The organism is Rhizobium terricola, from assembly GCF_012927355.1.
Taxonomy (GTDB): Bacteria; Pseudomonadota; Alphaproteobacteria; order Rhizobiales; family Rhizobiaceae; genus Allorhizobium; species Allorhizobium terricola.
Genome location: NZ_JABBGK010000001.1, coordinates 1198104 through 1219551, shown reverse-complemented (window position 1 = coordinate 1219551; position 21448 = coordinate 1198104). Strand labels below are relative to the sequence as shown.

Below are 21448 nucleotides of genomic sequence, written 5' to 3'. Positions count from 1 at the left end.
TCAAGCTTTGTCTCGCGCGCTCGGTCTTCGACTATTCTTGAAGGCTATATTAGAGTTGTGAGCTTAAGAAAATCCAACCACCCGAAAGAGGTAGACCTTGGGGCGCGCGACGGGCCGTTCAGGAGGAAAAGATTTCGCCGGTTGCGCGACGACGTCACTCGGCCGGGACCGGTGTCGGCTTGCCGTCGTGATCGAGGGCCACCATCACGAAGGTCGCTGCCGTTACCTTCTCCATGGTGTGCGTCAGGTAACGCTGCGCCCAGACCTCGACGGACAGCGTCATGGAGGTGCGGCCGACCTTTGGAATGTCGGTATAGACGCACAAGGTGTCGCCGATCTTGACCGGCATGGCGAAGGCCATCTCCTGGACCGCGGCCGTGACGACGCGGCCGCGCGCCCGTTCGGCGGCGCGGATGCCGCAGGCCAGATCCATCTGCGCCATGACCCAGCCGCCGAAAATGTCTCCGGCGGCGTTGGCGTCGCCCGGCATTGCCAGGGTTCGCAGCGTCAGTTCGCCCTTGGGTGTCGGCTTGTCGTTCATCTGAAATTTCGCTCGCTGTGGCTATCGGGATTCGTCTGCCGGCGAGGCTAGGCAATTCGAGGCGGCGAGGCAACGGCGCCGGCAGGCGGTGGTCTCATACTTCTGACTGCCCAAAATTAGTGTATCGGTCTTTATCGATTTCGTAATGTCTCAAATAGACAATTCCCCTCACAATTATCGGGGATCTTACGCCGTGAAAAATCTTGGCATCTCAATTCGTCTCTATCTGCTGGTGGCGCTCGCGCTCTGCGTCCTGGTGGCGACACTCACTTTCAGCCTGTTCTATTCCTACAATTCCCTCGCTCAGGAGCGGAGGGCCGGGTTGGCGGCGATCGACCAGACGGCGCTCGCAGTCTTCGCCAAGTACCACAAGATGGAGCAGGACGGGGCGCTGACCCGCGATGAGGCGCAGGCGAAGGCCCTCGAAGTGGTCGGCGCCATGCGCTACGGCAAGGACGGCTATCTTTGGGTCAACGACATGACTCCGGTGATGGTCATGCATCCGATCAAGCCGGAACTGATCGGCAAGGACCTGAGCGGCAACAAGGATCCGAACGGCAAGCACATCTTCATGGAATTCGTGAAGACCGTGAAGGAAAGCAAGGAGGGCTTCGTCGACTATTACTGGCCGAAGCCTGGTTTCGAGGCGCCGGTCCTGAAATTCTCCCACGTCGTCGGTTTCGAACCCTGGGGCTGGATCGTCGGCACCGGCGTCTATGCGGATGACCTGGCCGCCATGTTCTACAGCAATGCCCTCTGGTTCGGTGCGATCATCGCCGCGAGCGTCGTGGTCATCCTCTTCTGCGCCTATGCGGTCGTCCGCAGCGTCGTGCAGCCGGTCAACCGTCTGAAATCGGCCATGGGCCGTATCGCCGAGGAAAAGGTGGACACGGAGATCGTCGACGCCGGCCGCCGCGACGAGATTGGCGGCATGGCCAACGCCCTCATCGTGCTGCGCGATTCCGTGCGTGACCGCATCACGATGCGGGGCCGCGAAGCCGAGCAGCAGCAGCGCCTCGACGCCGAGCGCGAAAACAACGAGACCGTTCTGCGCAGCGCTTCCGAGCGGCAGAACTACGCCATCCACGAAATCGGCGATGCGCTGGAGCGGCTTGCCCAGGGCGACCTGACGGTCCATGTCGGCGAGATCGGCGCGGAATACGAAAAGCTCCGTCGCGACTTCAACTCTGCAGTCGCTGCCCTCAGCAGCGTCATCGGCTCGATCCGCCAGACCAGCGATGTCGTCAGCGACAGCGCTGGCAATATCAGCGAGGCGACCAACAACCTGTCGCGGCGCACCGAGCAGCAGGCCGCTGCCCTCGAGGAAACGGCTGCCGCCCTCGACGAGATCACCGCGACCGTGCGCACCGCTTCCGAGCGTGCCAACGAGGCCCGCGACATGGTCGCCGCGACGAAGAAGAGCGCAAACCGTTCCGGCGACATCGTCCGCAACGCGGTGGACGCCATGGGGCGGATCGAGAATTCGTCGAACCGCATCAACCAGATCATCTCGGTGATCGATGAAATCGCCTTCCAGACCAACCTTCTGGCCCTCAATGCCGGCGTCGAGGCGGCTCGTGCGGGTGAGGCCGGTCGCGGTTTCGCGGTCGTCGCCCAGGAAGTCCGCGAACTCGCCCAGCGTTCCGCCAATGCGGCCAAGGAGATCAAGACGCTGATCAGCGACTCCGCGGCCGAGGTCGGCAACGGCGTGGCGCTGGTGCGTTCGACCGGCGAGGCACTCGTCGAGATCGAGAAGCTGGTCAACCAGGTCAACGATCACGTCGACACGATCGCCACCGCCGCGCGCGAACAGGCGACCGGCCTGCACGAGATCAACACCTCGGTCAATCACATGGATCAGATGACCCAGCAGAACGCCGCCATGGTCGAGGAGACCTCGGCCGCCGGCCAGACGCTGGCAGAGGAGAGCCGGCACCTGCGCGAACTGCTGTCGCGGCTGCGTGTCGAGCCGGCGGCAGACGGGCAAGCGGGCCGTCGCGCCGCCTGAGGCATAGGGCCGCCTATCGAGCAATGAAAAGGGCGCCGGCGGAGATCTCCACCGGCGCCCTTTTTCTGTCGGTCAGTCGTCGGGGACCGCCGTCAGCGGCAGGTCTTTGCCAGCGTCGCGATCGCTGCGCTCGACCCTTTCAAGGGAAATGTGCGGGGTTTGTAGATGTCGATCGGCGGTGTGATGGTGATCTGCTCGCCGCCCTTCAGCAGCGTTGCGAGCGGACCGGAGAGCGGCACCGGTGCGTAGAGGACGCCGTCCATAGCCTCATATTGAAAACGGGTGACGATCTTCGTCTCGCCGCCGCTGATGGTGAAATCGGCGCTCCATTCCGGATTGTCGTCGGGCGGATTGCCTTCCCCGCCGTCGTCGAAGCGCATCGCCAGCACGTCCTTGTCCTGGCATTGCAGGTAGAGCATCGGCTGGCGATCGTCGCCGGTTGCCGGATTGCAGATATGTGCGGTCATCGCTTTACCGCCCTCGACGTCCCAGATCTCCGCCTTCCAGGCGTCGCATTCGGCAGCAAGGGCCGGCGCCAAGGCGAGGAGGGAAAACAGGCTTGTCGCTAGGCATGTCCCGAAGCGCATGAGCATCTCCTTTTTCGGGGCGTTTGACTTCGATCCAATCTAGGCGCGTCCGAACATGCTAGACAAGGGTGCACGCAGTCCCATGCAACCGTGAAGTGACGGACAACACAGGAGCGAGATGATGCGCCGCATTCTGATCATTCAGGGGCATCCCGATGCCACGGAGCCGCATTTCTGTCATGCGCTGGCAGACGCCTATGCCGCCGGTGCGCAGGAGGTCGGACATTCCGTCGAGCGGCTGGATCTGGCAAAGATCGACATCGACTTCCTGGGCTCCCAACGGGAACAGGAACACGGTGCCCTAGGCCCCGATATCGCAAGGGCGCAGGAGAGCATCTTGAGGGCCGAACACGTGGTGCTCGTTTTCCCGCTGTGGCTCGGCGGCGCGCCGGCGCTCGTCAAGGCCTTCCTTGAGCAGGTGCTGCGGCCGGGCTTTGCCTATGCCAGTGACGGCGGCCCCTTCAAGGGCAAGCTCCTGAAGGGCCGGTCGCTGAGGATCGTCATCACCATGGGCATGCCGGCCTGGTACTACCGTCTGGTTTACGGTGCCCACAGCCTCAAGGCGATGAAGGTCGGGATCTTCGGCTTCGTGGGTTTCCGGCCGATCGCGGCGAGCCTCATCGGTAACGTCGAAGGCAACAACCCGGCGCCGCGCAAGGACTGGCTCGCCCGCATGCGGGCGCTCGGCGCTGCGGCCGTTTAGAGCGGTGCGCCTGTCAGTAAAATCCAAACGAAGACTTAACGGCTTCGCTCTAGTCTGCGCGGAACGGGCTATGCGCAGTGTGCCCGCGGCGGAGTTTTTCGTATGGCGTCCTCAAGCTTCCTGCAGCGTTCCGCACTGGTCATCGTGCCGGCGGCAAGTCTCGTCTCCTGCATTGGCGATGGGCTCGCCCCGCCTGCCGATGTCGGGGCTGCGCGTCCGGCGGTCACCTCGAGCCGCCAGCTGGAGGCTAGGGGGGACGAGATCGAGATCCTCGGCAGGGTCGGCGAGCCGGTTGCCTATGCCCCCGAGCCGGTCCGCAGAAGCGGAGCGGCAGCGGCGATCGATTATCTCGACACGCCCAATCTCGCAGGGCTGAACAGCCATCCAGACGCGGCGCAACCCTCTACGGTCGAGACGGACGTAGCCTATGGCGACGCGGCACCGTCCACCGAGGCGGCCATGGCCGCTGCTCCGTTGGCCGCGACCGGTGTCTCCGAAATCCCGCCCGAAGGCGTGAACATGGATGCGGAGCTCGGGGTCTCCACGGAAGACGAGCTTGGCGTCGGATCGACCGCGCCGCAGCCGACGGGCAAGCATGTGGCGCCGCAGATTCTCGTGCCGCAGGGCGCCATGGCGATTGCCGAAGGCGCCACCAGCCAGCCTGTGGTGGATGGGATCGGCACTGACAATCCCGTGCCGATCCTGCCGATGCCGGGCCAGGCGACCGATTCCGCCTACTGAGCATCCTCGGAAAAGAAGCCGCCGAAATGAACAAAGCCGGCGCGAGCGCCGGCTTTGTCGACCGTATTGCGGTTGGACGGGGGTCGCCGCTGGCCGGAAAAGTGATGATAAAAAAGGGCTGCCTGAAAATCCTTGGATCCTGCAGCAGACGGGGGAAAGCACCCGCCAGATCACGAACGGGAGCGTACCGTAACGGCGCCCGCCATCCTTGTCTGGTCGGCACCATAGTCTAGAAACGTCATGGTTTGATGACAGCCGGCCGGGACAAGCGTCCGCGACCGCGAAAAGGCAAGGACGAGCGAGCATGCCGCCGATTTCCGAACTCATGATGTTTGCCGGCCTGCTGGTGGTTGCCGGCGCTGTTGCCGGGTTGCTGGCCGGCGTCTTCGGCATCGGTGGCGGAGCGGTGCTCGTGCCGGTCTTCTACCAGGTCTTCGGCGTGGCGGGCGTCGATCCGGCGGTCATCATGCATCTGGCGGTCGGTACCTCCACCGCGATCATCGTGCCCACCTCGATCCGCTCGTTCACCGCGCACCGAAAACGAGGGGCGGTCGACACGGATCTCCTCAAGGGCTGGATCGTCGCCGTGCCGCTCGGCGCCGTGCTGGCGGCGGTGGTCGCCTCTCACGCGTCGAGCGAGATGCTGCGGCTGATCTTTGCGGTGATCGCACTCGTTCTCGCCGCGCGCATGGCGTTTCTCAGCAACCGCTTTCACCTCGGCAGCGAACTGCCAGGCGAGCCGGCGCGCTTCGTCGTCGGCACCGTGTTCGGTCTGATTTCGGGTCTGATGGGGATCGGCGGCGGGGTGCTGAACAACACCTTCATGACGCTCTACGGGCGCCCCATCCACCAGGCGGTCGCGACGTCGGCCGGCGTTGGCGTCCTGATCTCGATCCCCGGGCTGCTCGGCTATATCTGGGCGGGCTGGGGCGACGAGGGCCTGCCGGTCGCATCGACCGGTTTCGTCAACTGGATCGCTTTCGCACTGATCATTCCGATCGCCATGGTGGTGACCCCCTACGGCGCCAGGCTGGCCCACGCGATGAGCAAGCGCCAGCTGGAGACCGGTTTCTCGCTCTTCCTGCTGTTTGTCTCGCTGCGGTTCTTCTACAGCCTGTATGGGTGAGGGTGCGGCGAACGGGTGCCGGCCGCGGACCGGCAAACGAGCTGTCGAAGCCTCGCAGGGGTTGATGCCGGGTTGCATGGGGATGGGTTTCGGGAGTTGCCAGTTGCCGGAACTGTCTTCGTGAAGCATTCTGTGCGTTCACCATCCAAAGGTCCTCGGCTTCTGCAGGGGCGAGAGGATCTATCGCAAACCGTTGACGCAATTGCGATTTTTCAACGGGGTAACAAACGAGCATCGGATCGTCGATCATGGAAACATCTCAACTGCATCGTGGTCGTCTCATCGACCACATCCAGCTCGTGGTGCGCGACCTCAAGGCCAGTCACGACTTCTATGCGGCTGTCCTGGGTGTGCTGGAGATTCCTGTCGTCGGCACGGCGGATGACTTCTTCTGGGCTGACGAACTTGTCGTCTCCTCGGCAGAAAGTCCTGCGGCACTTGGTGTCTTGACCGGGCGACACCATCTGGCCTTTCAGGCCAAGGATCGCTCGACGGTGGATGCCTTCTATCGCGTGGCGATGGAGCATGGTGGTCGAGACAACGGCGCCCCCGGCGAGCGGGCTTATCATCCCGGTTACTACGCGGCCTTCGTGCTCGACCCGGACGGCAACAACATCGAGGCGGTCTATCATGGCGAGGCGCGGCGCAGCGCGCCTTCGGTGGTGATCGACTTCTAGCTCTTCCCCTGACGCGCGGCCCGCAAGCCGTGGATGTGCCATCGGGCTGGCCCGATCGGGTTGCTCCTCTGCAGGGACTTTGGCATGGCGACCTGCCTCCGTCTCGCTTCGCGCCCTCGGGTTGTGCAGCCCGAAATCAATATTCCAGGCTGGAAAGCCACTCGTGTCCTCAGCGAGACCACGAGCGCATTTTCTCGGCCACGAATCGACGTCAGACGACGACGCCGGTCCGGTTGGTGGACATCGTCAGCTTGCGCTCGGCGCGTTCCTGTTGGGGCGAGCGGTTGTAGAGCTCGCGATAGCACTTGGAGAAGTGCGAGGCGGAGACGAAGCCGCAGGCAACGGCCACCTCCACCACCGGCATCGACGACTGGACCAGCAGGTGGCGGGCGCGGTCGAGACGGATCTCAAGATAGTAGCGGGCAGGCGAGCGACCCATTTCCTGCCGGAACAGACGCTCGATCTGGCGTCGCGACAGGCCGGCGTCGTCGGCGATCTCGAGCAGCGACAGCGGCTCGGCGAGATTGCTTTCCATGAGTTCGATGATCGACAGCACCTTGGAGTTCTGTACGCCGAGACGGGCGCGCAGCGGCAGGCGCTGGCGATCATGCGGGCTGCGCACGCGGTCGGTCAGGTGCTGTTCGCAGACCCGGTTGACGAGGCCTTCGCCAAAATCCTGGCCGATGAGATTGAGCATCATGTCGAGCGAGGCCGTGCCGCCTGCGCAGGTGTAGAGATTGCCGTCCACCTCATAGAGGTCGGCATAGACCTCCGCCTGCGGGAAGGCTTCGGAGAAGCCGGGCAGGTTCTCCCAGTGGATGGCGCAACGCTTGCCGTTCAGCAGGCCGGCCTGGGCGAGCACGTGGGCGCCTGTACAGAGGCTGCCGACGGCGGCGCCGCGATTATGCGCCTCGCGCAGCCAGGCATTCACCGACTTGTTGTGGAACTCTTCCACATAGATGCCGGAACAGACGATCACCATGTTGGGGCGGTTTTCGCCCGACAGGTAACGGCGCTCGTCGGCCAGCGAGGAGTTGACCTCCATGCCGATGCCGCTCGACGAATAGACCTTCTGGCCGTCAGCCGAGGCGAGGCGCCATTCATAGGCCTGGTAGCCGAGCATACGGTTGGCGATGCGAAGCGTTTCGATGGCACCTGCGAAGGGCAGGAGCGTGAAATGCGGTACAAGGAAGAATACCAGCGATCGTTTCTTGGTCGGCGCCTTGTTCATGTGCGATGCCTCGTGTTCCCGTGTTTGTGCTATTCCTTGCGTGGCAGGCGTCACTTGGATGTTCCCAATGCGACGCGATACTCCACATACACGGCAAGAAAAACACTTCGACGGCAAAAACGCGACGTTTTGAGGGCGCTTTCCTTATTGCGACCCGAACGAGAACGTCGGGGTCGCAATTGTTCCTTCATGGGATTGAAACCCATAAGGATTCTGTAACGATCGATACATACCGCTAAAATGCGGTAGCTCGTCGGTTTGCGACGCAGCCGGCGGGGCCGTGTCGCAAACGTGGTCAAAGGACATGTGAATTGCTGTCGGCGGAGGGCCAGCCGAGGTCCTTGCGCAGGTCGAAGGGAAGGGCTTCGAGGGCGCGGGCATCGGCGCGGCGGGTCCGCCACCGGTTAACCGCGTGGGCCGCGGTCATCAGGATGCCGAGCGGGTTGGCGACCCGCGGCATCCGGGGGGCATGCGAACTGATCCGGGTGTCAAATCCAACGAGTGTCATGGTTTCATCCTCTTGTCTTGCCCTTCGGGGCGCTTTCTATATGCGCCTCCCGAAAACATCATTCAAACGAATGTTTATGATGCTATTCATCAAGGATTGTGAATTGATGGGTGGCGCGCGGATGTTCGCCGCTGTCGAGCTGCGGCCAGCCGAGGTCGCGCTGGAGCGCAAGCGGCAGCGCGGACATTTCACGCTGCGTCCGGATGCGGGCACGGATGAGGCGTGCCCGCCTGAGCGGCTCGCGCATGGAGTGGAATGGTCTCAGTATCGCTGTGAACGGCATTGGTACCTCCCTGGCTGATCTGCTTCAAGGTCCTCAGGGTGCGCTCGCATTGACATTCAATCAAACGAAATGATATCGTGCTTAGGTTCAATTTATCTGAATAGGTACGCCAATGACTCTGACGATCCGCCAGCCTTTGCCGCTGCTCGACAACGACATTCTGCGGACCTTCGTGGCGATTGCCGAGTCGGGCAGTTTCACGACTGCGGCCGACCGCGTCTTCCGCACGCCCTCGGCGGTTTCCATGCAGATCAAGAAGCTCGAGGAGCAATTGAACGCCACGCTCTTCCTGCGCGATGCGCGTTCTGTCTCGCTGACCGAGAGTGGTGAAACGCTGCTGCCCTATGCGCGTCGGATGCTGGCGCTGTCCAACGAGGCGGTCGGCCGTTTCCGCATGCCGGAAATGAAGGGCGTGGTGCGTCTCGGTGCACCCGACGACATCGGCGAGCGGTTCATGCCGACGATCCTGCGGCGTTTCGCCGAGGTTTATCCCGCGATCATGGTGGATCTGACGGTCGACACCTCGGGCCAGCTCCGCCGCCGGCTGCAGGAACAGCGGCTCGACCTGACGCTTGTCAACTGTGCACCCGGTATGGTGAGCCACGAGGGTGAGGTGATCCACACCGAGCAACTCGTGTGGGCCGGCGCCAAGTGCGGGACGGCCCATCTGCGCGATCCGCTTCCGGTGTCGATCTGGGAGGACGGCTGCTGCTGGCGGGCGGATGCACTGGCGCGGCTCGACAAGGAGAAGCGTCCCTATCGGATCGCCTATCTCTCCGCCCACACCATGGCGCAGCGCGCGGCGGTGATCGCCGATCTCGCGGTGGCGCCGCTGCCGCGCAGCTACCTCACCGACGACATGACCGCACTCGGCTCCAGGCAGGGCCTGCCGGATCTCGGTTCCTTCGAGGTGCGCCTTTTGACGGGGGCCGAAACGAGCGACACCATCCAGGCTGTCGCCGACAGCGTGCGCTTTGCCTTTTCGGAGATGATCGGGATCGCGGCCTGATGGCGATGTAGGGAGGCTCGCGAGGCGGCCAGAACACCCCTGATCCAGATCATGGCACCCCTTTGCGGCCCTGTTATCCTGACCCTCCCAGTAAGAAACGGAGAGGGTGGGAAAATGGGTATAGCACGTCGCAGTCTGCTGATAGGTGCCCTGGCGCTGATGGTCGCGGTTCCGGTATTTTCGGGCGTCGCCAGTGCGGGCGCCAATGATCCGCTGTTTATCAACCTTACGACCGACGAAAGCCACCGGGCCACGATGGCGATCGGCTTTGGCGGCAATCAGCTGAAGCTCGGCCATCCGCTATCGATCTTCCTCAACGACCGCGCGGTGGTGATTGCGTCTACGGCCAATGCCGGGACGTTTGCCGAACAGCAGGCGGCACTCAAGGCTCTGGTGGAAAAGGGTGCCAATGTCATCGTTTGCCCGATGTGCATGAAGCATTACGGTGTGGCAGAAGCGGACCTTCTACCGGGTCTGAAGGTCGGCAATCCAGAATTGACCGGCGGCCTTCTGTTCCAGGATAACGGCAAGACGCTGAGCTGGTAGGCTTCAGTCGGGCCGGCATGTCGCCGGCCTGAACGTGGGGCGGCTGTCTGGCATGGCCGCCCCCGGTCTCTCATGAGCGAGCTGCCGTCTCGCCGAGTGTCTCGTAGAGCGCCTGGGTTTCGCCAAGCACCTCGTCGAGGGCCCGGCCTTCACCATAAGCGGCGAGGTGATCGGGCAGGACGACGCCTTCGGGTACATGCGGGCTGATCTCCGGCCGGCCGAGCACCGTCTTCACCGGGATCACACCCGCCCAGACCGGAAGCCCATAGTCCTCCTCGTCGTCGCCGACGCCCTTGGCGCGCGCCTTGGCCGAGGCATCCTCGATCTGCATACCGATCACCATGGTCGCCTTGATTTCCTGTGCGCTGTCGGGCCGAAGTTCCGCGCTGCGTCCGGGATAGAAGCGGTCGACGATGGCTTTCAGCGCCCGGGCCTTTTCTTCCGGCTGGTCGATGATGCGCGCGGTGCCGAAGCACATCGCCGAGCGGTAGTTGGCCGAGTGGTTGAAGCCGCAGCGTGCCAGAACGAGGCCGTCCAGGTGCGAAACGGTCAGGCAGACCGGTGCGCCCTTTTCCAGCTGCCGGAGCATGCGGCTCGCGGAGGAGCCGTGCCAGTAGAGCCAGTCGCCCTCGCGCCAGTGGATCGTCGGCGTGCAGAAAGGCTGGCCGTCGATCACGTAGGAGACGTGACAGAGAAACGCGCTGTCGAGGATGTCGAACACGGCATCCCGGTCATAGGTGGCGCGCTCATGCATGCGCTTCACCCGGTTGCGGGGCGTGGTGGGGAAGGATTTTTCGGTGGTCTGAATTGTCATGCTTGCCTCCTTGAACGGGTTGAGGCAGAGCTACGCCGTTCGATTGGTTTTCATAAGGTCCAATTCCGTGAAGAAAGTACGGACCAATTTTCCCGATTGGTCGGCCTCCGTCCCGGTGCTGCCGAAGGCCGGGCCGCGCAGGCTGGCGCTCTACCGCGAGCTCAGGCGGTTGATCGAGGCTGGGTCCATGCCGCCGGGCTCGAAGCTGCCGACGACACGGGACCTCGCCGCCCGCTTCGGCCTGTCGCGCGGGGCGGCTGTCGCGGCTTACGAAATGCTGATTGCGGACGGATTCGCCGAGGCGCGCGTCGGTGCCGGCACCTATGTGGCGAACGAGGTGCCGGTTCTTGCCGAACCGGTCACACCCGTGCTGCGCAACACGGCGGAGGAGGCGGGACCGCTTCCCGGGGCGCTCGGCTGTTCGGCCGCCGACGAGCGAACCATCCAGGTCTTCCGGTCGCTGCTCAACCGGCATCTGATGCAGCCATCCTCCCGGCATTTCCACTATAACGAGCCGGCCGGGGATCGCGAGCTTCGCGAGGAGGTAGCCGCCTATCTGCGCGCGGCGCGCGGAGTCAACTGCTCGGCCGACCAGGTGGTCATGACATCGGGTACCCAGCAGGCCCTCGATCTGGTGATCCGCTCGGTGCTGAAGCCCGGCGACCCGGTCTGGATCGAGGATCCCTGCTATCCGATGGCGCGGTTCGCCTTCTCCGCCGCCGGCATGCGGCTGGTCGGCGTGACGGTCGACGAGGAAGGGATCGATCCGGAAAAGGGCATTGCCCGGGAGCCACGTGCCCGCGCCGTCTACGTTTCGCCGTCACATCAGTTCCCGCTCGGCGTGACGCTCTCCATGCGCAGGCGTCTCGCGCTCATCGAATGGGCCAAGCGCAATGACGCCTTCATCATCGAGGACGACTACGACAGCGAATATCGCTTTGCCGGGCCGCCGCTCTCGTCGATGCAGGGCATCGATGCCGAGGGTCGGGTGATCTATGTCGGCACCTTCTCCAAGGTGCTGATGCCGGGCCTGCGGATCGGCTATTTGGTGCTCCCCTGGTCGCTGCGCGACACTGTCCTCGACGTGCGCCGGCGCACCGACCGTTTTCCCTCGACTCTTGCCGAGGGTGCGCTTGCCGAATTCCTGCGCGAGGGGCACTTCGCTGCCCATGTGAAGCGGGCCCGGCGACGGGTGAAACGCGCCCGTGACTTGTTGGTCGAGGCGCTGGACGGCTCCGGGCTGGAGGTCACGACGCCGGAGCAGGGCCTGCATCTGGTCGCCGGCTTGCCGGCGGACATGGTCGATACGGACGTTGCCACCGAGGCGGCGCGCGCAGGTTTCGGGGTGAGGGCGCTGTCGCCGATGTATGTGGACGTCCCGCCCCGCCGCGGACTGGTCATCGGCTTTTCCGGATTTCCCGCCGAGGAACTGGCCCGAGCGGCCGGCCGTTGGGTGAAGACGCTGCGGCTCTAAGACAAGCCGCGGCCCTTAATCCCGGCTTCTGCGGCGCCTGCGGCCGCCGCCTTCGCCGCCGTCACCATCCGCAAGGATCTTGCGTTCCGGCAGCGTGACCACGGCTGACAGCTTCGGGAAGGGATCGACCTTGTTCGGCATCGCCATCGCGTCGATGAACAGCTGCTGGAAATGGGGCTCCAACGCGGTCTCAATCTTCTCGATGCGTGTGACCGTTTCCTCGATTTCCCGCCGGTGGCCGCGGTTCAAGAGCGCCATCAGCGCACCCGTGCCGGCCGCGTTGCCGACCGCCTTGACCTCGGCGAGATCGCAATCCGGGATGAGGCCGAGCACCATGGCGTATTTCGGATCGATGAACGAACCGAAGGCGCCGGCGAAACGGATCGTGTCGACGCTGTCGACGCCGAGCTTTTCCATGAGCAGCTTGATGCCGGCATAGAGCGCCGCCTTGGCGAGCTGGATGGCCCGCACGTCGTTCTGCGTCACGGTGATCTTCTGGGCACCGTCATGAAGGAGGTACGAGAAGGTGCGGCCATTCGGCAGGATGCGCGGGCTGCGCTCGGCCATGTTGCCGTCGACCACGCCGTCGGCCGAGATGACACCGGAAAGATACATTTCTGCAACGACCTCGATGATCGCCGAACCGCAGATGCCAGTGATGCCGGTCTTCTCGGCCGCCTCGGCAAAGCCCGGCTCGTCCGACCAGGGCTCGACCCCGATCACCTTGAAGCGCGGCTCGAGGGTGGCTGCATCGATCCGGACGCGCTCGATCGCACCGGGTGCGGCGCGCTGGCCGCAGGAAATCTCCGCCCCTTCGAAGGCCGGGCCTGTCGGGGAGGACGCGGCGACGGTGCGGGCCGAATTGCCGAGCACGATCTCGGCATTGGTGCCGACATCGACGAGCAGCATCATGCGGTCCTGCCGGTGCGGGCCTTCGGCCAGCGTGGCGCCGGCAGCATCCGCGCCGACATGGCCGGCGATGCAGGGCAGGAGATAGGTGCGCGCGCCGGGATTGAGGGCAAGGTCGATATCCTTCGCCTCGCACGACACCGCGCCCGACACGGCGAGCGCAAACGGCGCCTGGCCAAGCTCGGTCGGGTCGATGCCGAGAAACAGGTGGTGCATGATCGGATTGGCGACGAAGACAGAATCGAGAATGTCCGTGCGCGCAACGCCGCCCTCGGCGCAGACCTTGTCGGTCAGCTCCGAAACAGCCTGCCGAACCGCCTTCGTCATGGCTTCCCGGCCATCGGGGTTCATCATCACATAGGAGACGCGACTCATCAGGTCTTCGCCGAAGCGGATCTGCGGATTGGACGTGCCGGAGGATGCAACGACCCGGCCGGACAGAAGAGAGACGAGATGCATGGCGATTGTGGTCGAGCCGATATCGCAGGCAAGGCCATAGGCCTCGTTGTGCAGGCCGGGCCAGAGCGCGACAATCGTCGGACGCGAGGTCGGGCTATCGCGGTGGATAGCGGCCGTGACCGTCCAGTTGCCCTTGCGAAGGATCTTCTGGACCTCGGGATAGAGATAGGGCGCAACCTGCAAGTCGCTGTAGCCCCAGTCCTTTTCCAGCATGACCTTCATGCGATCGAGATCGCCCAGCGGCTTGTGCATGTCGGGTTCGTCGACCTCGACATAGCAGAGATGGACGGCGGGATTGCGCTCGATCACCCGATCGCTGGCGGCCTTTCGAACCACCTGGGCGTTGACGACCGTATCCTGCGGCACGTCGACGACGAGATCACCCTGGATCGAAGCGGAACAGGAGAGCCGCCGTCCCTCGGGCAGCGTGCGCACCTCGGCATAACGCTTCTCCTTCGGGCCGACCGGGGAGATATGATCATTGGACGAGATGATGCCGTGCTTGGCGAAATTGCCTTCCTGCACCTCGATCTGGCAGCGGCCGCAGGTGGCGCGGCCACCGCAGACGCTCTCGACATAGACGCCGAGCTGGCGCGCGGCCTCGAGTACCGGCGTGCCGACCGGGAACCGGCCGCGTTTGCCGGACGGCATGAAGAGGACGAGGGGATCTTTTTCTAAGGCGTCTGTCATGATCGATCTTTCCGGCGTCTTCAAGGAACGCAATCCAGATGTTGAAGGAGGTCGGCGGAACCCTTTTGGGGCGCCATGCAACGGCGGGATCCGGGACGAATGACTGTTCCCGACGTGAAACGATCACCCGGTGAAAAATCAGCGGGTGATCCGTTGTCTAGCAAGGGGCGGCGGTCGCCATCACTCCGTCGCAGCGCCGGTGCCGACGCGAGCCGCACGGCCGCCACGACGGCCACCACCGGCTGCGGCCGAGGCCGGAGCGGGGGCGGCGGAGGCGCCGCCTTCAGCCGGCTTGTAGTCGCGATAGGTCTTGATCCAGTTGTAGCAATTTTCGTCGGTGCCGTTCAGCACGTTGGCTGCGCGGACGGCCTCCATTTCCTGCGGACGGCAGGGGTTCATGATCGCGGACGTCATGCCGGCGCCGATGACCATCGGGATGAAGCCGGCATTGATGCCGTGGCGATGCGGCAGGCCGAAGGAAATGTTGGAGAGGCCGCAGGTGGTGTTGACCTTGAGCTCTTCGCGCAGGCGACGCAGAAGGGCAAAAACCTGAAGGCCGGCGGAACCGACGGCGCCGATCGGCATGACCAGCGGATCGACGATGATGTCGTAGGGCTTGATGCCGTAGTCGGCAGCGCGCTCGACGATCTTCTTGGCAACCGCGAAGCGCACGTCCGGGTCCTGGCTGATGCCGGTCTCGTCGTTGGAGATGGCAACGACCGGGACATTGTACTTGGCGCAGAGCGGCAGGATGGCTTCGAGCTTTTCTTCCTCGCCGGTGACCGAGTTGATCAGCGGGCGGCCCTTGGCGACCTTGAGGCCGGCCTCGATGGCGGCCGTCACTGAGCTGTCGATGGCGAGCGGGACGTCGACGAGGCCCTGGACGATTTCGAGCGTCTGCACCAGCAGGCCCGGCTCGGTCTCGTTCGGGTTGACGGAGGTGACGCCGGCATTGATGTCGAGCATGGTGGCGCCTGCAGCGACCTGTTCGAGCGCATCCTTGATGACGGTGTCGAAATTGCCGGCCTGCATTTCGGCGGCGAGCTTCTTGCGCCCCGTCGGGTTGATGCGTTCGCCGATGACGCAGAACGGCTGGTCGAAGCCGATGATGATTTCCTTGGTGGCGGATGCGACGATGGTGCGGGTCATGGATGGTCTCCGGTCGGGCGCGAGGACAGAAGGTCTAACGCGCGGCAATATGGGTTACAAGTCTCGCTGGGCCGGCCGGGCAGAAGCCCGCCAGCTCAGCGTCGGCAAGTCTCATGTCTCAATGCGGGTGCTGGGCGGCGATCCCGGCGAGCTGCTGCTGGTCTTCGACCTTTTCCTCGCGGATCTGCTCGAGACGCTCCGCAACCAGCTGGTCGACGGGGTTCGCCTCCCGCTTCCACGGCTTTCGGCCCTTGAGCACGCCGGATTCGTGGACGATCTCGGCGACATACTCCTCCTGGCGGTAGGCCATGACGTGCATGCCGGAAACGCCCTCGATCTCCTTCACCTCGTTGATGATGTCGATGCAGAGCTGCTTGCCTTCCTTCTTCTGGTCCTCCGCACCTTCGAGGCGCTTGATGACCGCGTCGGGAATATGGATACCGGGCACGTTGGAGCGGATCCACTTGGCCGTCTTCGCAGACGCAAGCGGTCCGACGCCGACGAGGATGAAGCACTTTTCGTGCAGGCCGAGATCGCGCACCTTCTTCATGTATTCGCGGAACATCGGCACGTCGAAGCAGTACTGGCTCTGGACGAATTGCGCGCCGGCCTGGATCTTCTTGGCAAGTCGATAGGGACGGAAATCGTAAGGGGGTGCGAACGGATTGATCGCTGCACCGAGGAAGACCTGCGGCGGCGAGGTCAGCTTGCGGCCCGACAGGAATTTCGATTCGTCGCGCATGCTGCGCACGGTTTCGAGAAGCGACATGCAGTCGAGATCGAAGACCGGCTTGGCGCCCGGCTGGTCGCCGGCCTGAACGCCGTCGCCGGTGAGGCACATGATGTTCTGCACGCCCATCGCCGAGGCACCGAGCACGTCGCCCTGGATGGCGATGCGGTTCTTGTCGCGGCAGGCGATCTGCATGATCGGCGCATAGCCCATGCGCGTCAGCAGCGCGCAGATGCCGACCGACGACATGTGGCAGTTGGCACCCGAGGCATCGACAGCATTGATCCCGTCGACCCAGCCGTCGAAGATCGCTGCACGCTCGTAGACGTCATGCGGATTGGCGCTGTCCGGCGGGTTGAGCTCGGCGGTGACGGCGAACTCGCCGCGGCGAAGCACGCGCTCAAGCCGGCCGCGGGAGGAATGACCCGGAAGCGGATCGAGGGGCGCGCCGGGATCGTGGGGATTGATATCGGGGCTCATGCCTTCGCATCCTTCGAGAGAGTATCACGGGCAGCAGCGGCTTCGGCCGTCACGCGCAGCCAGGAAGAGGTTTCGCGCAGCGACTGGTTGACCGGCTTCTGCACCTTGAGGATTGCATCGCCGTTGGTCATGTTCCGCGAGCCAGCCCAGGCCTGCACCCAGACACAGGGCATGTCGGGCTCGACCTCGCAATGGCCGTTGGCGCGAACCCCGCCGCAGGGACCGTTTCTAAGCTGCTTCGGGCAGTTCATCGGGCAGGACATGCCGGTCGAAGACAGCACGCACTGGCCGCACATGCGACAGTCGAAGAGAAGGCCCTTGACGTTTCGCTCGACGAAGGTGACCGGCTTTTCCACGCGGTTGTAACCGAGCTTCTTCCACAGCGGATGCAGAACCAAGAAGGCACTGGCGAAGCGATTGTAGAACCATTCGAGAAAGCGCGAATGGCGCACCGACCAGAGCCGGATCGTGTAGGAACGGCGGGCGCGGCGGTTTGGCGAGACGCCGGCGGGCGTGAAGGCGCCGGTCGCGGCCTTCTTTGCCGGAGCCGCATTGCCCGGACCGGGCTTTCCATCAACCATTTTCGCGACCTCCAGCGTGTACCAGCGCGACCAGTCGCGCCTTGTCGTAAGCGGATTCGAGTTCAGACGCCGCCTTGTCGGCTTCCGCCTCCAGGTCGTCGCCGACCGGTTCCGGATCGCCCTTGCGCCACTCGGCCAGATAGTCGTCCGTCTCAGCCGCACCAGAACGCATCGCGCACATGTCGATTGCTTCGGTGAAGCGCAGCGATAGTGCGCGCTTTGCGGATTTCCGGCCCTGCTTGATGATGACCTGGGCGGGTATGTCCCGCCAGTAGACGATGATCCTGTCGGCCATCTGCTCGCTCTCCCTTTTTAGTCACAATGCACATGGCGCAAGCGGCGGACTGCGCTTGTCACGACGTCGCACAGAGCAAAAAGCGACGTCGCCTAGTTTTACCAGATGCGGCGGCGGATGCCGTTGCCGAGCCATGTCCAGACGGCAGGCGGAAAGCGCAGCGCAGACGGGCCTTCCGGCTGATATGGGGCAAGCCGGTCATGGACGGCGTCATCGACCGCCTGCAAGGTGATGTCGATCGCCGACACGGTCAGAAGCAGCGGATATGTCGCAATGAAGTCGCCGCGGTCGGGGAGTGTCCGCACCTCGTAGAGCGTGCCGCCCGTGTCGGTGCCAGCGTCCACCAGATGAACGGTTGCGCCGAAATTGGCGGCATCGTCCTCGATCAGCGACCAGTATCCGCCCATCTGTCCGCGATAGGCCGGGTTGATGCCTGCATGCAGGTTGAGAACGGGGCAGGGCATGGCCGCCAGCGTGGCACGATTCATGAGGCGGGTGCTGACAAGGAGAATGGCAGCCGGCTTGAGCCGGGCGACGAGAGCAGCGCAGTCGGGATCGTTGAGGGAAGGGACCGGATGAACGGGCACGCGTGGGTCAACGACCGCCGACAGACCGGCGGTTCGAAGGATCGCTGCTGTTCGCCGGCGGGCGAGCGGCCTCAGAAGCTTCGCCGCCATCATCGTCGCGAGTTGGCCACAGGCGTTCACCCATCCGAGACGGCGGGCCCGGCGACGGAGGATCTCCGATTTCGATTCGGGTTCCTCCTGGATGACCTGGAGACCTGGATAGCAACGGGAAAGCGCGTTGATGATGACTGCAGGATTTGGGCCGCCCGCGGTCATGACGACGACGATTGCGGAGCTGGACGTCGCATCGGCCATCGGGGAAGTGCCTCCGGTCGTCATGGGGTGTCAGAAAACCATCAGCAGCACGGCGCTCGCGGTGTAGACTACGAAACCGGCCACGACGAGGGAGAGCAGCCCGATTGCGCAGCCGAGCACCACGCCGAGACCGTCGCGCTGGGAATGGGCAAAGCCAATGACGGCCAGCGCCACGGCAGGGGGCCAGTTGCCGAGCGGGATCGGCAGGAAGATGACGAAGGCGAGGACGAGCGCGAGGAACCCGATGACCCGTTCGGAGAAGCGGCTGTCGAGGAACCAGAAGCGTGGCAGGAGTACGCGCTCCGCACGGCGAAGCCACGGGACGAGACGCTTGACGATCAGGTCGAAGGTCTGGTTCTCGACCCCATAGTCGCCGATACGGCGGGGAAAGGAGACCCGGCCCTCGGCCGAGGCGAACATCTGCCAGGCGATGAAGATCAGCGGCAGGCCGAGGAAGAAAGTCGCGCCTGGCGGCAGGGGCACGAGGTTGGGAAGTGCGAAGACCAGCAGGAAGGCCCCGAAGGAGCGGTCCTGCAGCGCGATCGCGATGTCGCGGATGGTGACCTTTCCGTCACCGGCACGCGAGAGCTGAACGAGCAGATCGGAAAGCCGCTCGGGCCGCGCCCTCTCTTCGGCAATTGCGAAATTGTTGAGAATTGTCCCCATCCCATCGGTCATTGTCTTGAACCTTGTTCTTATGCCTCGACCTCATGCCCATCCTGTAGGCTGGGCATTGCGGAGGCATTAAAGAGGATGGCCAAGCGAACCGAATTGAGAAGGCATGCTGAATGGCGGGTTAAGGCGGCGTAGCGCCGCCACGCCTGGCGTTTTCCGCCGTTCGGCAGAGAGGGCGGCTGGAACGAAACGTCTGCCTTGTTTTCACCCCAAGCCGGTGCAATGGACGAAGACGTCTGATTTGTTCCATCGGGGAGATTCCACGTGCCTGTAAGACCTGTCCTGACGATCGCCGCCATGGGCCTCGCCCTGATCGCGCTTACCGCCTGCGGCAACACGATCCGCGGCATCGGTCGCGACATGGGCAATGCCGTCGACGCGACGCAGGATGCTGGCCGCAGCGTCGCCAATTCCGTGAATTAAGGGAGAGGGCGGGAAAGAGTCCGCTCGGGTTCGGCCTAGCCGAGTGCCTTCAACGCGGGATCGAGATCGCCGTAGCCGGTAAAGCGGTATTCATAGTCGAGGCCGAGATAGTCGGCCGCCCATTTCGCCTTGTCCTGCAGTGCCTTGTCTTCGGTTTGGGCGAGGTAGACGATCTTCGTGTAATTGCCGAACACCATGTCACGCAGTTCGGGATGCTTGTCGAGCTTCAGCGGCTCGATGACGAAGGCTTCGAACTGGCGGGTGATGAGGTCGGTCAGGTAGAAGGCGGTGAACTCGGTCTCGCATTCGGCGAGAAACTTTTCCGTTCCGGTGAAGAAGGCATAACAATGCGGGCCGGCGATCCGCTCGATACCCTCTTCCTCGCAGATCTTGTCAATCTGCCCCTGGGTGCCGCATTCGGCATAACCGATGAAGATGCGGCCATAGCCGGCGGCGCGGGCAGCGGCAATCTTCTCGCGTAGCGCCGGCGCGATCTTTTCCGGATAGACATGCCAGATCGCCGGAAGACATTCGAGATCGATATGGTCGAGCCCGTTCGCGTCCCGGACGGCCAGGATCTCGCGGGCGATGGCCCCGCAGGCGATGATCTGAACCTTTTCGCTGTTCACGCGTTTCATCGTCGCATTCCCGACACGTTCATTGATCCCAGCGCTAACACGGAGTTCTCAAGCATGACCACCCGGAAACTCTCCTTCGCCGTCGCGGTTCTCGGTTGCGCCTTCGCGCTTGCCTCTTGCGGCAACACGATCCGCGGCATGGGCAAGGATACCGCAAATGCGGTTGATGCGACGCAACAGGCCGGCCAGGATGTCGAGAACGCCGCCAACTGACGGTCGGCATTGTCCCCACCGTCGTGCCCGGTCGTCGGTCAGGGCATATGTTCCGCAGAAATCTTTGCGGCGGACGTCTTTTCAGAATTTCGCCGCCGGTCGCTCGAAGCGACCGGCGGTTTCGTGTCTAAGGTCTCAGGCGCGGGCCGCGAGGCTGTTGTGCTTGCGGGAGATGTATTCCTTCGCCGTTTCGACGGCGACGGCGGCATCGCGGCAATAGGCGTCGGCGCCGACGGCCTTGCCGAACTCTTCGTTGAGCGGCGCGCCGCCGACGAGAACGATATACTCGTCACGAATGCCCTTTTCCTTCATCGTATCGATCACGACCTTCATATAGGGCATGGTCGTCGTCAGCAGGGCGGACATGCCGAGGATATCCGGCTTTTCGCGCTCGATAGCTTCGAGATAGTTTTCGACCGGATTGTTGATGCCGAGGTCGATGACGTCGAAGCCGGCACCTTCCATCATCATGCCGACGAGGTTCTTGCCGATATCGTGGATGTCGCCCTTCACAGTGCCGATCACCATCTTGCCCTGCTTCGGTGCGCCGGTAGCGGCGAGCAGCGGACGCAGGATCGTCATGCCGGCCTTCATGGCATTGGCCGAGAGGAGAACTTCCGGAACGAACAGGATGCCGTCGCGGAAGTCGACGCCGACGATGCGCATGCCTTCGACGAGAGCTTGCGTCAGGACGTCGTAAGGGGCCCAGCCGCGGTCGAGCAGGATGCGGGTCGCTTCCTCGATTTCTTCCTTGAGGCCGTCATAGAGGTCGTCGTGCATCTGCTGCACGAGTTCGTCGTCAGAGAGTTCCGAGAGAATGATTTCGTCGTCTGACATTGGATGCTTCCCGCTAGCTGTTTGTGCGATTCATGTCGCAGCCGACAAAGACTGCCTGATACGCAGTTAAACCTCAATATCGCTAAAATCTCTTTTCGAAAGCGACGTTGCCGTCATGAAAAGCGACGGTGTTGCGACAGTCGCAGATTGGCTCAATGTCTGTGTGGCGCAAGTGGTTGGCGCATTAAGGAATGTTTCACATCGGAATTCGAATAGCATATTGAGAATGAAGCAGCGCTC

Annotated in this window: 25 protein-coding genes; 10 read left to right on the top strand and 15 right to left on the bottom strand. The window is 63.5% G+C overall.

Annotated features, from left to right (window positions below; all coding sequences use genetic code 11):
* Positions 1-154 precede the first annotated feature (154 nt).
* On the bottom strand, positions 155-541 hold the full coding sequence (locus tag HHL25_RS05760) for an acyl-CoA thioesterase (protein WP_169588115.1): 387 nt from the start codon (positions 539-541) through the stop codon (positions 155-157).
* A gap of 193 nt (positions 542-734) precedes the next feature.
* Here HHL25_RS05760 and HHL25_RS05755 point away from each other — a divergent pair, with 193 nt between their 5' ends.
* Positions 735-2549 (top strand): methyl-accepting chemotaxis protein, encoded by a 1815-nt coding sequence (locus HHL25_RS05755; RefSeq protein ID WP_169588113.1) that lies wholly within the window; start codon positions 735-737, stop codon positions 2547-2549.
* A 92-nt stretch (positions 2550-2641) separates the two neighbouring features.
* Here the strand turns inward: HHL25_RS05755 and HHL25_RS05750 are convergent, their stop codons facing one another.
* Complete coding sequence (locus HHL25_RS05750; RefSeq protein WP_169588111.1) at positions 2642-3136, bottom strand: hypothetical protein; 495 nt, start codon at positions 3134-3136, stop codon at positions 2642-2644.
* Positions 3137-3257: 121 nt separating this feature from the next.
* On the opposite strand from HHL25_RS05750, the gene HHL25_RS05745 reads away from it, so the two are divergent.
* From HHL25_RS05745 to HHL25_RS05730, 4 genes are all read left to right on the top strand, one after another.
* Complete coding sequence (locus HHL25_RS05745) at positions 3258-3839, top strand: NAD(P)H-dependent oxidoreductase (protein ID WP_205927722.1); 582 nt, start codon at positions 3258-3260, stop codon at positions 3837-3839.
* A 102-nt stretch (positions 3840-3941) separates the two neighbouring features.
* Positions 3942-4580 (top strand): hypothetical protein, encoded by a 639-nt coding sequence (locus tag HHL25_RS05740; protein ID WP_169588107.1) that lies wholly within the window; start codon positions 3942-3944, stop codon positions 4578-4580.
* A gap of 304 nt (positions 4581-4884) precedes the next feature.
* Positions 4885-5706 (top strand): sulfite exporter TauE/SafE family protein, encoded by an 822-nt coding sequence (locus HHL25_RS05735; protein WP_169588105.1) that lies wholly within the window; start codon positions 4885-4887, stop codon positions 5704-5706.
* Positions 5707-5954: 248 nt separating this feature from the next.
* A complete protein-coding gene (locus HHL25_RS05730; RefSeq protein WP_169588103.1) occupies positions 5955-6383 on the top strand; it encodes a VOC family protein in 429 nt (142 codons plus the stop codon).
* A gap of 211 nt (positions 6384-6594) precedes the next feature.
* On the opposite strand, the gene HHL25_RS05725 is transcribed toward HHL25_RS05730, so the two are convergent.
* The 3 genes from HHL25_RS05725 to HHL25_RS05715 form a co-directional block, all read right to left on the bottom strand.
* The gene (locus tag HHL25_RS05725; protein WP_169588101.1) at positions 6595-7614 is read right to left on the bottom strand and encodes a GlxA family transcriptional regulator; all 1020 of its coding nucleotides are present in this window, start codon (positions 7612-7614) and stop codon (positions 6595-6597) included.
* A 295-nt stretch (positions 7615-7909) separates the two neighbouring features.
* The gene (locus HHL25_RS05720; RefSeq protein WP_169588099.1) at positions 7910-8122 is read right to left on the bottom strand and encodes a hypothetical protein; all 213 of its coding nucleotides are present in this window, start codon (positions 8120-8122) and stop codon (positions 7910-7912) included.
* Between the two features lie 82 nt (positions 8123-8204).
* Positions 8205-8405: a hypothetical protein gene (locus HHL25_RS05715; RefSeq protein WP_169588097.1), complete on the bottom strand. Its 201-nt coding sequence runs from the start codon at positions 8403-8405 to the stop codon at positions 8205-8207.
* Positions 8406-8517: 112 nt separating this feature from the next.
* On the opposite strand from HHL25_RS05715, the gene HHL25_RS05710 reads away from it, so the two are divergent.
* Both HHL25_RS05710 and HHL25_RS05705 read left to right on the top strand, forming a co-directional pair.
* Positions 8518-9414 carry a LysR family transcriptional regulator gene (locus HHL25_RS05710; protein WP_169588095.1) on the top strand — a complete coding sequence of 299 codons (897 nt, stop codon included), beginning with the start codon at positions 8518-8520 and terminating at the stop codon, positions 9412-9414.
* A 114-nt stretch (positions 9415-9528) separates the two neighbouring features.
* Complete coding sequence (locus HHL25_RS05705; RefSeq protein WP_205927721.1) at positions 9529-9960, top strand: DsrE family protein; 432 nt, start codon at positions 9529-9531, stop codon at positions 9958-9960.
* Between the two features lie 70 nt (positions 9961-10030).
* Here the strand turns inward: HHL25_RS05705 and HHL25_RS05700 are convergent, their stop codons facing one another.
* The gene (locus HHL25_RS05700; RefSeq protein ID WP_169588093.1) at positions 10031-10774 is read right to left on the bottom strand and encodes a pyridoxamine 5'-phosphate oxidase family protein; all 744 of its coding nucleotides are present in this window, start codon (positions 10772-10774) and stop codon (positions 10031-10033) included.
* Positions 10775-10841: 67 nt separating this feature from the next.
* On the opposite strand from HHL25_RS05700, the gene pdxR reads away from it, so the two are divergent.
* A complete protein-coding gene (pdxR, locus tag HHL25_RS05695) occupies positions 10842-12248 on the top strand; it encodes a MocR-like pyridoxine biosynthesis transcription factor PdxR (protein ID WP_315853030.1) in 1407 nt (468 codons plus the stop codon).
* A gap of 15 nt (positions 12249-12263) precedes the next feature.
* Here pdxR and HHL25_RS05690 read toward each other — a convergent pair whose 3' ends face one another.
* The 7 genes from HHL25_RS05690 to HHL25_RS05660 form a co-directional block, all read right to left on the bottom strand.
* Positions 12264-14306 (bottom strand): ASKHA domain-containing protein, encoded by a 2043-nt coding sequence (locus tag HHL25_RS05690; protein WP_169588090.1) that lies wholly within the window; start codon positions 14304-14306, stop codon positions 12264-12266.
* 180 nt (positions 14307-14486) lie between these two features.
* The gene (locus HHL25_RS05685) at positions 14487-15455 is read right to left on the bottom strand and encodes a methyltetrahydrofolate cobalamin methyltransferase (RefSeq protein WP_169588088.1); all 969 of its coding nucleotides are present in this window, start codon (positions 15453-15455) and stop codon (positions 14487-14489) included.
* A 118-nt stretch (positions 15456-15573) separates the two neighbouring features.
* Entirely contained in the window at positions 15574-16665 is a 1092-nt protein-coding gene (locus tag HHL25_RS05680) for a methylenetetrahydrofolate reductase (protein ID WP_169588086.1), read from the bottom strand.
* Positions 16662-17246, bottom strand: coding sequence for a methylenetetrahydrofolate reductase C-terminal domain-containing protein (locus tag HHL25_RS05675; protein ID WP_169588084.1), 585 nt, complete (start codon positions 17244-17246; stop codon positions 16662-16664). The genes HHL25_RS05680 and HHL25_RS05675 overlap by 4 nt, the downstream gene beginning before the upstream one ends.
* Positions 17239-17541: a virulence factor gene (locus tag HHL25_RS05670; RefSeq protein WP_169588082.1), complete on the bottom strand. Its 303-nt coding sequence runs from the start codon at positions 17539-17541 to the stop codon at positions 17239-17241. The genes HHL25_RS05675 and HHL25_RS05670 overlap by 8 nt, the downstream gene beginning before the upstream one ends.
* A gap of 98 nt (positions 17542-17639) precedes the next feature.
* Positions 17640-18422, bottom strand: a complete 783-nt coding sequence (locus tag HHL25_RS05665) for a formyl transferase (RefSeq protein WP_246701694.1) — start codon at positions 18420-18422, stop codon at positions 17640-17642.
* A 30-nt stretch (positions 18423-18452) separates the two neighbouring features.
* The gene (locus tag HHL25_RS05660) at positions 18453-19100 is read right to left on the bottom strand and encodes an exopolysaccharide biosynthesis protein (protein WP_169588078.1); all 648 of its coding nucleotides are present in this window, start codon (positions 19098-19100) and stop codon (positions 18453-18455) included.
* Between the two features lie 294 nt (positions 19101-19394).
* Here HHL25_RS05660 and HHL25_RS05655 point away from each other — a divergent pair, with 294 nt between their 5' ends.
* Positions 19395-19520, top strand: coding sequence for an entericidin domain-containing protein (locus HHL25_RS05655; RefSeq protein WP_169589604.1), 126 nt, complete (start codon positions 19395-19397; stop codon positions 19518-19520).
* A gap of 35 nt (positions 19521-19555) precedes the next feature.
* On the opposite strand, the gene HHL25_RS05650 is transcribed toward HHL25_RS05655, so the two are convergent.
* Positions 19556-20158 (bottom strand): DUF1638 domain-containing protein, encoded by a 603-nt coding sequence (locus HHL25_RS05650; protein ID WP_169588076.1) that lies wholly within the window; start codon positions 20156-20158, stop codon positions 19556-19558.
* Between the two features lie 54 nt (positions 20159-20212).
* Between HHL25_RS05650 and HHL25_RS05645 the strand changes: the two genes are divergently transcribed.
* On the top strand, positions 20213-20371 hold the full coding sequence (locus HHL25_RS05645) for an entericidin domain-containing protein (RefSeq protein WP_169588074.1): 159 nt from the start codon (positions 20213-20215) through the stop codon (positions 20369-20371).
* 135 nt (positions 20372-20506) lie between these two features.
* Here HHL25_RS05645 and HHL25_RS05640 read toward each other — a convergent pair whose 3' ends face one another.
* The gene (locus tag HHL25_RS05640; protein WP_169588072.1) at positions 20507-21208 is read right to left on the bottom strand and encodes a corrinoid protein; all 702 of its coding nucleotides are present in this window, start codon (positions 21206-21208) and stop codon (positions 20507-20509) included.
* Positions 21209-21448 lie beyond the last annotated feature (240 nt).